The organism is Brotaphodocola sp., assembly GCF_050873365.1.
Taxonomy (GTDB): domain Bacteria; phylum Bacillota; class Clostridia; order Lachnospirales; family Lachnospiraceae; genus Brotaphodocola.
This window is the reverse complement of sequence record NZ_JBNMIQ010000010.1, coordinates 31,219-43,840: the sequence shown is the minus strand read 5'-3', so window position 1 is coordinate 43,840 and position 12,622 is coordinate 31,219. Positions and strand designations below refer to the sequence as shown.

The window sequence follows — 12,622 nt, the reverse complement described above, 5'->3', positions numbered from 1 at the left end:
AAAGGGCTTTCATATCAGCAAAAAATACTTGCAGATATGAAAGCCCCTTTGTGTTTATTGATTTACAGAAGTGTCTCCACAACCTCGCCCTGGTTGTTGACCATAATAGCAACAGCCGGATGATTCTCATCGAGAGCGATGTGGTAGCGGTTTACGAGATACTTGTTGCGGGTGGTATCGATCTCCATCACAGTCTTGTCAGTGGAGAGTTTGCCGATTGCATCGAGGCTTCCCTCAAATTCCGGGCTCCAGAAGCCAAGGACAACGGAATCATCCTGACCGAGAACACGCTTCTCGAAATCATCGACATCCTCGATGTAGCGCTCTGCTGCGGTGGCAGCGACAGCTCCATCGGAGATTGCGGTCGATACCTGACGCAGATATTTCTCGCGGACATCGCCGGCAGCGTACACGCCCGGTGCGCTTGTCTCCATGCGGTCATTGACCTGAAGCCAACCGCGGGAATCCTTTGCGATCTCCTCTGGCAACCACTTGGTCTCCGGGATCATGCCAACGAAGAAGAAGACTCCGTCGCACGGGAAATCGGTGATCTCGCCGGTCTTCATATTCTTGATCTTGACACCGGTAACCTCATCGGTACCGCAAACTTCTGCGAGGACGCTGTTCCAGATGAAATCCATCTTCGGATTCTGGAACGCCTTGGCAGCGGACTCACGGTTGCAGTCGAGAATTCCCTCGTCGTGCAGAACGACAACGGTGACACGGCTTGCGAACTTGGTGATGTACATGCCTTCCTCAATACCCTGATCGCCACTTCCAACAACAACAACGTGCTGATCCTTAAAGAACTCTGCATCGCAGGTTGCGCAGTAGGCAACGCCCTGACCGGTCAGTTCACGCTCGCCCGGGATTCCGAGTACGCGGGCAGAAGTTCCGGTTGCGATGACGATTGCCTTTGCACCGTACTGGTGTCTGCGGGTGTTGACGAGCTTGACATTTCCGGTTACATCCATTGATTTTACCGGCTCACGCTTGATCTCTACGCCAAAGCTTTCTGCCTGCTCTGCCATACCCTGGGTCAGGTTCGGACCGGAGGTGTCAGCGACACCCGGGTAGTTTACGATCTCACGGGTTGTGTAGGCACGTCCGCCGACCGTTCCCTTTTCCAGAATCAGAGTTTTCAAGTGTGCGCGTCCGCCATATATTCCAGCTGCGAGTCCTGCCGGACCGCCTCCAATAATAATCAGATCATACATTGCATCCATAATATCCCCTCCAGACTTCAAAAAACAATACAGTTCTGCGCTTTTATTTCATCACGACAGTCTACATCAGTATTTTATCATATTTTTCTGAAAAATCCATAGCATATGTTATTGTTTATGTACAAAGAAAATGTTATACTATTATCAATGTCAGTAAAACATTTGAAAAACATGAGAAAAAAAGCGCATTAAGACGTGTTTTTTAATAGGAGGAAGATATCATGAAGAAGTTAAATACAACTGCATTTCGTGAGTATGTAGAAAACGATGGAGAGACCTGTCTGGTTGTATTTTCCAGAAAGAGCTGTCATGTATGTCAGGGTATTCATGGAATTCTGGACGATCTGGAAGCAGATTATAAAGGAAAACTTCCGTTTTATGAGATCGATGTAGAAGAAGAGCAGCAGTTATTTGAGAAGATGATGATGAAGGGCGTTCCGCAGGTTTGCATTTTCGATAACGGCGAACTTCAGGAGAAGCTGGCTGGCAATCATGAGGAAGACGAGTACGCCGACATGATTGAGAAGTACATCTAAATCTCTGAATGAATTTAATTCTTAATTTCAGATAAGAGATAAGGTAAGAGATAAGAGTACTACTTAATTACTAAATTACTTAATAATAAGAATTCTGGCAGATTTTTTCTTTGGGGAAGGTCTGACAAAAGATAAATAAAAAATTAAAAAACCAAGAAATCATAGAAGGAGGGTTTTCGCAATGGGACTTTACAATGTATACCCGATGGGAACAACAATTTATGATCCGGAGAAGGCATGGAGCGGTTACACGCTGATGCAGTGTCAGGGAATTGGTGCTGTTCTGGTCGACATGAACGGTAATGTCAAGAAGGTTTGGAAGGATGTTCAGGGATTCCCGAACAAACTGCTTCCGGGTGGTTATCTGATGGGTAGCTTAGGACTGCGTGATCCGAAGTTCGGTTATCAGGACCAGACCGATGTCGTTGAGGTTGACTGGGATGGTAAAGTTGTATGGAAGTTCGATAAGAAAGAACTCGTAGATGATGACGGTGACAAGAGATGGATCGCTCGTCAGCACCATGATTACCAGAGAGAGGGTAACCCGGTTGGTTACTATGTTCCGGGTATGGAGGCAAAGACTGAGAGTGGTAATACCCTGATCCTGTGCCATGAGGATGTTTACAACAAGAAGATCAGTGAGCATCGTCTGCTGGATGATGTCTTCATCGAGGTTGACTGGGAAGGCAATATCGTCTGGGAGTGGCATGCAAACAAGCACTTCAACGAGTTAGGTTTCAGCGAGATCGCAAAGAACGTTCTGGCTCGTAACCCTAACATCCATGAGAATGGTGGCGGACAGAGTGACTGGATGCACATCAACTCCATGAGCGTACTTGGACCGAACAAGTGGTATGATGCAGGCGATGAGAGATTCAACCCGGAGAACATCATCTGGGATGCTCGTGAGGCTAACATCATGGCAATCATCAGCAAGAAGACCGGTAAGATCGTTTGGAAGATCGGTCCGGACTTCACTGAGTCCAAAGAGCTGAGAATCATCGGTCAGATCATCGGTCAGCATCACTGCCATATGATCCCGAAGGGACTTCCGGGCGAGGGCAACATCCTTCTGTTTGATAACGGTGGATGGGCTGGATATGGCATGCCGAGCCGTTGCAGCCGTGATGGTGGTAAGGCAGATCTGCGTGACCACTCTCGTGTTCTGGAAATTGACCCGACCACTCTGGAAGTTGTTTGGGAGTTCTCCGGACGTACTTTTGGCGGTATGATGGGTATCGTTGCAGACTCCAAGTTCTACAGCCCGCTGATCAGCTCCGCACAGCGTCTGCCTAACGGAAACACCTTGATCTGTGAGGGTTGCTACATGAGAATGTTCGAGGTAACTCCGGACAAGGAAGTTGTTTGGGAGTTCATCGCACCGTTCAAGGGCATGCGTGAGATGGTATACCGTGCTTACCGTTATCCGTATGACTACGTTCCACAGCTGGAGAAGCCGGTTGAGACCCCGGTTGTAAGACTGGACAACCATGACTTCCGTGTACCGGGCGCATCTGACAGCAAGATCACCGAGATGACCACCGTAGAGGGCACTCTGGGATACACTGCAAAGATTGATGCCTGCGTAACCGATGGTCAGGTATAAAAACTATTATAAGATAGGGAATGCGTATCTGAATAAGAGTTGAGTCAATCATAGAAAAAAGGGCGTGTGAGGAATTTCTTCACACGCCTTTTTCTGGGTTCTACGGTTAAATTCAAGCGAATAGTTTCAATAAGTTTGGATAGGTTTCGACATTTTTATTTTATCACGATTCACGATTCTTATTCTTCTTCCATCCGTTTGAGCTCCGGAAGTACCATGCAAAGCATCGTGATGAAGCAGAGGCTTCCGCCGATGAGGTTGGATACCGGTTCTGCCAGGAAGACTCCGGAGACGCCCATGTGAAGTGCGTAGGGCATCAAATAGGTCAGCGGGACAACGATAAAGACTTTGCGGAGCAGGGAAAAGAAGATTGCCTGCTTCTTTTTGTTCAAGGATTTAAATACAGTCTGCCCGAAGTATTGCAGGTCCATGAAGATAAATGCAGCAAAGTATTGTTTCAATGCAGGAACGGAATCCTGTACCAGCTGTGCGTCGGAACTAAAAACACGGATCAGGGTATCCGGAATCAGGATGATAAGACTCCACATGATAGCGGTGTAACCGAGAATCAAGAGTCCCATGACAACTCCGGCATTCTTTACACGCGTAGGGCGTCTGGCACCGTAATTGTAGCTTAAAATCGGGGAGGAACCCTCTGTGATCGCATAGATCGGGGTCTCCACGAGCTGACGGACGCTCGACACAATCGTCATGACGGAGATGTAGATGTCGCCTCCGGTGACGGAAAGAACATGGTTGCAACAGATCGTCACAAGACTGTTTGTCAACTGCATGATGAATCCGGCAGTTCCAAGACTGATAATCTCTTTTGCAGAAGCGACCGAATCTTTCCATTCTGCTCTGCGAAGAAAACGCAGTTTCAGCTCTGCCTTCTTTGTGAGGAAATAGAACACAAAGAGAGCGGACAGGCACTGGGAAATGACAGTTGCAATCGCAGCGCCACGGACGCCCAAGCCAAGTGCGAAGATAAAGAGGGGGTCAAGCAACAGATTGGCGATCGCTCCGATTGTGACAGAAAACATTCCAATCAGGGAGTAGCCCTGCGCATTGATAAACGGATTCATTCCTACCGCAATCATGGATGGGAGCGTGCCGATCAGGTAAAGCATCAGATAAGGATGAGCGTAGGTCATGGCGTTTTCGGATGCTCCGAATAGAATCAGAAGCGGACGAGAAAGGATTAGTCCGATTCCCATCAGAATAAGAGCACTGAAACAGAGCATGGTAAACGAAGTCGCCATAATGTGTGTGGCTTTCTGTGGATCTTTCTTTCCTCTCTGAATGGAAAAGAGGGGCGCACCGCCACTTCCGAAGAGGTTGGAGAATGCGGTGATAATGACAATGAGTGGAAAGCACAGTCCAACAGCTCCGAGTGCGGTCGTTCCGCTTTCCGGGATGCGGGCGATGTAGATGCGATCCACGATGTTGTACAGTAAGTTTAGAATCTGGGCGACAAGCATGGGGAGGGTTGCCCCGAGGATGTTGCCGGTTATCGTTCCATTTTCAAAATCAACTCGTTTCATGGAAGTTCTCCTTTGTTCCTTTATTTTATTTATTATTTTTTTCTTGATTTCAAGTATAGCAAGCGTTAAACTATATGTAGATTATTGAATTTATATCGGTATTAAATAAAATTTATATATTATGGGGAATGAAATGGAAATCAAACAACTGGAGTATTTTCGCGCGATTGTGGACGCCGGGACGATCAGCGGTGCGGCAAGAGAACTGCATATGACACAGCCACCGCTCAGTTACCAGATTAAAATGCTGGAAGAAGAGTTGAAGGTGTCGCTTTTTCTGCGCGGAACAAAGAGAATCACACTGACAGAGGCGGGGAAGACCCTTTACGAGCAGGCAGAAAAGATTCTGACGCTTACGGAGCTGACAAAGAGTGAAGTCATAAAATCCAGTCAAGCAACCACCCTGCATATCGGTCTGACACCGTCCACGGTCTCGATGATGTCGGATTATCTGATGAAATTTGCACAGCGATATCCGAAGATTCGATTTGATATTCACGAGGGATCTACCTTTACGTTGAAAGAGCAGATTGAGAATCAGCAGGTTGATATCACGACACTGCGAACCCCGATTGCACTCAATGGCTGTGAGACAAAATCACTTGTAAAGGAACGATTGATGGCGATGGCAGTTCCGGAGTATCCGTTATTTGCGGGAAAGACTTCTGTATCCTTACGAGAACTTATCGATCAGCCACTGATTCTTTCCCGTCGCTATCAAAAATACATGCTTTCAGCATTTGAAAAAGCCGGTGTGGTGCAGGATTTTTATTGTGCCTGTGAGGATGCCCGCACGGCGATCATTATGGCGGAAAAGGGACTTGGGATTGCGATTCTTCCGGCTTCGATGCTGAAACAGTCGGAAAAGTTGAAAGCGTGGGAGGTCGAGGATGCAGACCTTGCAACCGAGATTTTGCTTGTATGGAGAAAGGGAAGAATGCCGGTTGAGGTGAAGGCATTTTTGGAGATGATGGAGGAAAGCAGTGAAAGAAAATGAGAAAACCTCTGATCGTCAGACTTAAAAATCTGATGATCGGAGGTTTTTGCTTGTATTATTATTTGGTCGCCTTGAGGTTCTTCTGTGCGGTTGCCAGCATCAGCTTGATTCGGTTGAGCTGGTTGACCTCACTTGCGCCCGGATCGTAGTCGACCGCGATGATGTTGGCATCCGGATGACTCTGGCGCAGTTCCTTGATGACACCCTTTCCGACGATGTGGTTCGGCAGACATCCAAACGGCTGGGTGCAGACGATGTTCTTGACACCGCTGTGGATCAGCTCGAGCATCTCGCCGGTCAAAAACCATCCCTCACCGGTCTGGTTGCCGAGGGAGACGTAGTTCTTAGCCATGTCGGCAAGTTCCCAGATGCGGGACGGCGGAGTGAAGTGTTCGCTCTTTTCAAGCTCTTTCCGCGCAGTCTTTCGGAAGTACTCAAGCAGGGAGATTCCGAGGTTGCACAGGCGGGCGGTGGATTTCTTTCCGCCGAGGTGATCGGCCTTGAAGTTGCTGTTGTAGAAGCAGTACAGCAGGAAATCCATCAGATCCGGCATCACAGCCTCCGCACCCTCCGACTCGAGCAGTTCGACGATGTGGTTGTTTGCGAGCGGGGAGAACTTTACAAGGATCTCTCCGACGATACCGACTTTCGGCTTCTGCTCGCCGGTGCGCTCAAGCTGGTCAAAGTCGCGGACGATTCCGCGCAGGTTTCTGCCGAATTCGACCATGCCTGCGGAGCGGGTCGAGAGGCTCTTGACACAGCGCGCCTTCCATTTTTCATGCAGGGCATTTGCAGAGCCCGGAACCTTCTCATACGGGCGTGTTGCATAGAGCACGCGCATGAAGACGTCGCCGTATACGACTGCCTGCATGGCCTTTGTGATCAGACCCGGAGTGAAGTTGAAGCCCGGGTTTGTCTCCATGCCGTTTGCGTTGACCGAGATCACAGGAACCTGAGGCATGCCAGCTTTTTCGAGTGCACGGCGGATAAATCCGATGTAGTTCGATGCACGGCAACCGCCACCGGTCTGGCTCATGAAGACTGCGGTGTGGTCGAGGTCGTACTTTCCGGAGAGCAGGGCATCCATGATCTGTCCGATGACGATCAGCGACGGGTAGCACGCGTCGTTGTTGACGTATTTCAGACCGACATCGATCGCATTTCGGCTGTCGTTCTGGAGCACTTCGATGTTGTAGCCGAATGCACGGATTGCAGGTTCAATCAGCTCGAAGTGGATCGGGGACATCTGCGGACACAGGAGCGTGTAGTTCTTCTTCATTTCCTTCGTGAAGACGACGCGATTGTAAGCGCTCGATACGACCTTGCGCTCGAAATGTTTCTGGTCGCGGACGCGAAGGGCGGCGATCAGGGAGCGAACACGGATGCGCGCAGCGCCGAGGTTGTTGACCTCATCGATCTTGAGCACCGTATAAATTTTTCCGGATTTGGTCAGAATATCATGTACCTGGTCAGTTGTCACGGCGTCAAGTCCACAGCCGAAGGAGTTTAACTGAATCAGGTCGAGACAGTCACTCTTCTTGACGTAGGAGGCCGCCTTATAGAGACGGGAGTGGTACATCCACTGGTCGGTGACGATCAGCGGGCGCTCAACCTCGCCGAGATGGCAGATCGAGTCCTCAGTCAGAACTGCCATTCCATAGGAAGTGATGAGTTCCGGGATTCCGTGGTTGATCTCTGGATCGACGTGGTAAGGACGACCGGCGAGCACGATTCCGTGTTTGCCGTGTTCCTTGAGCCATGCGATTGTCTCCTCGCCCTTCTTCTCCATATCCTCGCGGGATTTTAAGAGTTCGAGCCATGCGAGATGAGCCGCTTTCTGGATCTCAACGGAGGAAATCTGATATTCCTTTCCGATCTCAACGATGAGCTGGCGGGTCAGAACCTCCTCATTTGTAAATGCGAGGAACGGATTCATGAAATGAACGTTGTTCTCTGCGAGTTCCTCGACGTTGTTCTTGATGTTCTCCGCGTAGGAGGTGACCATCGGGCAGTTGTAGTGGTTGCCTGCCTCCGGCGTCTCATTGCGCTCGTAAGGGATACACGGATAGAAGATATCCTTGATTCCCTGACGGATCAGCCAGCTGATGTGACCGTGAACGATCTTTGCCGGGTAGCACTCGGACTCACTCGGGATCGACTCGATGCCAAGTTCGTAGATCTTTCGCGTCGACTGCGGGGAGAGGACGGTGCGGAAACCGAGCTCCTTGAAGAAGATCGCCCAGAACGGGTAGTTCTCGTACATGTTGAGCACGCGCGGGATTCCGATCGTTCCACGCGGTGCCTGATCCTCAGTCAGAGGCTCGTAGTCGAACATCCGGTGATACTTGTAATCGAAGAGGTTCGGGATCTCCTTGCGGGATTTCTCCTTGCCAAGTCCGCGCTCACAGCGGTTTCCGCTGATGAACTGGCGACCACCGCCGAATCGGTTGATGGTCAGAACGCAGTGGTTCGTACATCCCTTGCATCGCGCCATTGAGGTGTCGTACTTGAGTGCGAGGATCTTGTCGAGCGAGAGCATCGAAGTTCCCTTTGAGCGGTTGCAACGCTCTCTTGCGATCAGGGCAGCGCCGAAGGCGCCCATGATGCCGGCGATGTCCGGGCGGACTGCCTCACAGCCGGAGATCTTCTCGAAACTGCGGAGAACCGCGTCGTTGTAGAACGTTCCACCCTGAACGACAACGTGTGTTCCGAGGTCGGACGGGCTTGTGATCTTGATTACCTTGTAGAGTGCATTCTTGATGACGGAGTAGGCGAGTCCGGCGGAGATGTCTGCGACGGTTGCGCCTTCCTTCTGTGCCTGCTTGACGTTGGAGTTCATGAATACGGTACAGCGCGTTCCAAGATCGGTCGGATTCTCTGCAAAGAGTGCGGCCTTTGCGAAATCGATGACGCTGTAATTTAATGATTTTGCGAATGTCTCGATAAATGAGCCACAGCCCGAGGAGCAGGCCTCGTTCAACTGCACGCTGTCGACGGTGCCGTCCTTGATCTTGATGCACTTCATATCCTGACCGCCGATGTCGAGGATGCAGTCCACATCCGGCTCGAAGAATGCAGCGGCATAGTAGTGGGAGATCGTCTCGACCTCTCCCTCGTCGAGCATGAATGCGGATTTTAAGAGCGCCTCGCCGTATCCGGTTGAACAGGACCAGGCGATGTGCGCGGTCTCCGGAAGCTGAGCCTTGATCTCGCTCATCGCGCGGATTGCGGTTGCAATCGTGCTTCCGTTGTTGTTGTCATAAAAATGGTAGAGAAGGCTTCCGTCCTCCCCGACAAGGGCGACCTTTGTCGTCGTCGAACCGGCATCGATTCCGAGGAAACACTCGCCGGAGTAGGTCGACAGATCGCCCTTCTTTACGGTGTGGCTTGCGTGGCGCGCAAGGAAGGTGTCGTAGTCCGCCTGAGTTGCAAACAGCGGTTCCATACGCTTAACCTCAAACTCCATCTTGATGCCGGAGGAGAGCTGGTCGATCATGTGGTCGAGGGAAACGGTCACGTCCTCCTTGGCATTCATCGCAGAACCGACTGCGGCGAACAGGTGAGAGTGATCCGGAGCAACGATGTGATCCTGATCAAGGTTCAGTGTCCGGATAAATGCTTTTCTAAGCTCCGGAAGGAAGTGGAGCGGGCCTCCGAGGAAGGCAACGGTTCCGCGGATCGGTTTTCCGCAGGCGAGACCGCTGATCGTCTGGTTGACAACTGCCTGGAAGATCGAGGCGGAGAGGTCTTCTCTCGTCGCGCCCTCGTTGATCAACGGCTGAATATCAGACTTTGCAAATACGCCACAGCGGGCAGCGATCGGGTAGATCATCTGGTAATTCTTGGCATAGTCATTCAGACCCGAGGCATCCGTCTGAAGCAGGGAAGCCATCTGGTCGATGAACGAACCGGTACCGCCGGCGCAGATTCCGTTCATTCGCTGGTCGATTCCGCCGGTGAAGTAGATGATCTTGGCATCCTCACCGCCGAGCTCAATTGCGACGTCCGTCTGCGGAGCGTAGTCCTGAAGTGCAGTTGCGACCGCAACGACCTCCTGGGTGAATGGCACCTGTAAGTGGCTTGAGAGCGTGAGTCCGCCCGATCCGGTGATGCTCGGATGAACATCGAGGGAACCGAGCTGTTCTTTCGCTTTTTTCAGTAAAAGAGCGAGCGTCTCCTGGATATTGGCAAAGTGACGCTCGTAGTCGGAAAATAATATGTGATTGTCACCGTCTAAGACGGCAATCTTAACCGTTGTGGAACCGATGTCGATTCCCAAGGTGTAAGGTGTTTGATTTTTTGTAGGGGTTTTCATTTGGTTTTCAGTTTTTTCACTTAGGTCTTTCGTTGTTATGTTTTTAAAATTATGCTGTGAATTCATATATGCGGGGGAATCCCCCTGCCTCCTTTTCTTTTGAGCATGTACAGTTATTTTTTTAAGTTTACCCTTCCCTTATTACAGGTTTTGTTGCGAGGTTTCTTGATAATTTTTTGATAAATTTGATAATTTTTTAGTAATCTTATAAAAGTTAATAAAAAATCTGAATAAATGTACATTGAAGTATTCCAAAAGGCATACGAGTATTAGTCTAACATAAAACGGATATGATTACAATTTACTCTTCTGTAAAAAAAATGTGAAGAAAAAATAGAAAATGTGTTAGAAATTGAAAAATGATAAGCAATGGGTTTGACAAAAATACAGGCAGAATTTATAATGATAACGTCGCAGACAGAAATGTTTGCATAATTACGAAATCCAGATAGGCAGGGAACAGAAATGATTCGTATTTTTAAGACCGAGGACGGTGTGACCCGTCAGACGGAAGAAACGACGCCGGGATGCTGGATTTCTCTGATTGACCCAACGGCAACAGAGATTCTGGAGATTGCCGAGCGTTATGAGATCGATCCGGATGATGTGAAGGCACCTCTGGATGAAGAGGAACGTTCCCGTATTGAGATTGAAGATAATTACAGCCTGATTCTGGTGGATATTCCTGCGATTGAGGAGAGAAATGAAAAAGACTGGTATGTGACGATCCCTATGGGTATCATTATGACGAGTGATCTGATTATCACAGTCTGCCTCGAAGAAACGCCGGTACTCAACGCATTTATGGACGGACGAGTAAAAAACTTTTATACTCATATGAAGACAAGATTTATCTTGCAGATTCTTTACAAGAATGCACAGCAGTACTTACAGTATCTGCGTATTATTGATAAGAAGAGTGAGGAAGTCGAGACGACGCTTCACAAATCACAGAAGAACCGGGAACTCATTGAGCTTCTGGAACTTCAGAAGAGCTTGGTATACTTCACAACCTCCCTTCGTTCAAACGAGGTGGTTCTTGAGAAGTTGATGAAGAGTGAGCGAATCAAGAAGTATGAGGAAGATACGGAACTGCTGGAAGATGTTATCATAGAGAACAAGCAGGCAATCGAGATGGCGAATATCTACAACGGAATTCTGGGAGGAATGATGGATGCGTTCGGCTCCGTCATCTCTAACAACCTGAATATCGCGATGAAGTTTTTGGCGACGATCACGATTGTGCTCTCAATTCCGACGATGGTTGCGAGCTTTTACGGAATGAATGTCAGTCCGACCGGGATGCCGTTTTCTACGGTTCCATATGGATTTTGGATTGTAATGGCGATCAGCCTGATTCTGACCGGAGTGGTCGCATGGATTTTCTCCAAGAAAGATCTTTTCTAAAACAATCTTTTCAAGGAAATTTTTCTTTAGGGGAAGTTCTTTAGGGAAAGTTTTTTAGAGAAATTTTTTAGAGAACGATCTCTTCTAATTAAGAAAGGAAACTCACTGAATGAAGTTCTTTTATGATTTGGAACGAAAATATCAGAGATATGCCATAAAGAATCTGATGTATTATATTGTGATTCTCTATGGAATCGGGCTGGTGCTCTATATGGCTCAGCCTTATTTTTACTGGGATTATCTGTGTCTGAATCCGATTGCGATTCTCCACGGACAGATCTGGCGAATCGTCACCTTCCTGATTTATCCTCCGGCGATCGGAAGTATGAAGATGACGAGTGTGTTTGTCGGAGTGATTGCGCTGTTCATGTATTACAGTCTGGGGCAGACGCTCGAGAATATCTGGGGTGCTTTCCGATTTAATGTCTTTTTCTTTATGGGCGTGATCGGACAGGTGCTTGCAAGCCTCGTTGTGTATCTGTTGCTGGGACAGCCCGTCGTCATGACGACCGGATTTTTGAATTTTTCGATTTTTTTGGCATTTGCGATCTATTTTCCGGATGCGCAGTTCTTGCTGTTTTTTGTTCTGCCGATCAAGGCAAAATGGCTTGCCGTGGCAGAGTGTGCAGTCTATCTGTACAGTTTTGTGTTTGGACCCTTGAGCACACGACTGGAGATCATCATGTCTCTGGCGAATGTGATTATTTTTATATTGCTGACACGCAACAATCATAAGAGTAACAGACGGTATGCGCCGAGCGAAATCCGGCGCCGGCAGAATTTCAAAAAAGAAGCCACGAAGATTGTGACTCCCGGAAAGGCACGCCATCGCTGTGCTGTTTGCGGGCGCACAGAGCTGGATGACCCAAATCTGGAATTCCGCTACTGTTCAAAGTGCGAAGGGGATTATGAGTACTGTCAGGATCATCTTTACACACATAAACATGTGACGAAAGATGAGGAGCATTGACCAAATATATAGAAGGAGAGT

At 48.9% G+C, this 12,622-nt stretch carries 8 protein-coding genes; 5 read left to right on the top strand and 3 right to left on the bottom strand.

Translation table 11 applies throughout. The annotated features are described in order from the left end of the window. Positions 1-62: 62 nt before the first annotated feature. Positions 63-1,226 carry an NAD(P)/FAD-dependent oxidoreductase gene (locus ACR0QT_RS06960; protein ID WP_432630102.1) on the bottom strand — a complete coding sequence of 388 codons (1,164 nt, stop codon included), beginning with the start codon at positions 1,224-1,226 and terminating at the stop codon, positions 63-65. Positions 1,227-1,447: 221 nt separating this feature from the next. Between ACR0QT_RS06960 and ACR0QT_RS06955 the strand changes: the two genes are divergently transcribed. Then, entirely contained in the window at positions 1,448-1,762 is a 315-nt protein-coding gene (locus tag ACR0QT_RS06955; protein WP_432630101.1) for a thioredoxin family protein, read from the top strand. Between the two features lie 181 nt (positions 1,763-1,943). After that, positions 1,944-3,368, top strand: a complete 1,425-nt coding sequence (locus tag ACR0QT_RS06950) for an aryl-sulfate sulfotransferase (RefSeq protein WP_432630100.1) — start codon at positions 1,944-1,946, stop codon at positions 3,366-3,368. A 179-nt stretch (positions 3,369-3,547) separates the two neighbouring features. Here ACR0QT_RS06950 and ACR0QT_RS06945 read toward each other — a convergent pair whose 3' ends face one another. Further along, the gene (locus ACR0QT_RS06945) at positions 3,548-4,912 is read right to left on the bottom strand and encodes an MATE family efflux transporter (protein WP_432630099.1); all 1,365 of its coding nucleotides are present in this window, start codon (positions 4,910-4,912) and stop codon (positions 3,548-3,550) included. Positions 4,913-5,045: 133 nt separating this feature from the next. On the opposite strand from ACR0QT_RS06945, the gene ACR0QT_RS06940 reads away from it, so the two are divergent. Then, a complete protein-coding gene (locus tag ACR0QT_RS06940; RefSeq protein WP_432630098.1) occupies positions 5,046-5,909 on the top strand; it encodes a LysR family transcriptional regulator in 864 nt (287 codons plus the stop codon). 58 nt (positions 5,910-5,967) lie between these two features. Here the strand turns inward: ACR0QT_RS06940 and ACR0QT_RS06935 are convergent, their stop codons facing one another. Beyond that, a complete protein-coding gene (locus tag ACR0QT_RS06935) occupies positions 5,968-10,224 on the bottom strand; it encodes an acyl-CoA dehydratase activase-related protein (protein ID WP_432630097.1) in 4,257 nt (1,418 codons plus the stop codon). A gap of 465 nt (positions 10,225-10,689) precedes the next feature. Here ACR0QT_RS06935 and ACR0QT_RS06930 point away from each other — a divergent pair, with 465 nt between their 5' ends. Together ACR0QT_RS06930 and ACR0QT_RS06925 are read left to right on the top strand one after the other, a co-directional pair. Then, a complete protein-coding gene (locus ACR0QT_RS06930; protein ID WP_432630096.1) occupies positions 10,690-11,631 on the top strand; it encodes a magnesium transporter CorA family protein in 942 nt (313 codons plus the stop codon). 109 nt (positions 11,632-11,740) lie between these two features. Beyond that, positions 11,741-12,601, top strand: coding sequence for a hypothetical protein (locus ACR0QT_RS06925; RefSeq protein ID WP_432630095.1), 861 nt, complete (start codon positions 11,741-11,743; stop codon positions 12,599-12,601). Positions 12,602-12,622 lie beyond the last annotated feature (21 nt).

Bases quoted from the DNA above. Each gene is read 5' to 3' on its own strand.
- ACR0QT_RS06960 (WP_432630102.1), bottom strand. From the start codon at position 1,226: ATGGATGCAATGTATGATCTGATTATTATTGGAGGCGGTCCGGCAGGA.
- ACR0QT_RS06955 (WP_432630101.1), top strand. From the start codon at position 1,448: ATGAAGAAGTTAAATACAACTGCATTTCGTGAGTATGTAGAAAACGAT.
- ACR0QT_RS06950 (WP_432630100.1), top strand. From the start codon at position 1,944: ATGGGACTTTACAATGTATACCCGATGGGAACAACAATTTATGATCCG.
- ACR0QT_RS06945 (WP_432630099.1), bottom strand. From the start codon at position 4,912: ATGAAACGAGTTGATTTTGAAAATGGAACGATAACCGGCAACATCCTC.
- ACR0QT_RS06940 (WP_432630098.1), top strand. From the start codon at position 5,046: ATGGAAATCAAACAACTGGAGTATTTTCGCGCGATTGTGGACGCCGGG.
- ACR0QT_RS06935 (WP_432630097.1), bottom strand. From the start codon at position 10,224: ATGAAAACCCCTACAAAAAATCAAACACCTTACACCTTGGGAATCGAC.
- ACR0QT_RS06930 (WP_432630096.1), top strand. From the start codon at position 10,690: ATGATTCGTATTTTTAAGACCGAGGACGGTGTGACCCGTCAGACGGAA.
- ACR0QT_RS06925 (WP_432630095.1), top strand. From the start codon at position 11,741: ATGAAGTTCTTTTATGATTTGGAACGAAAATATCAGAGATATGCCATA.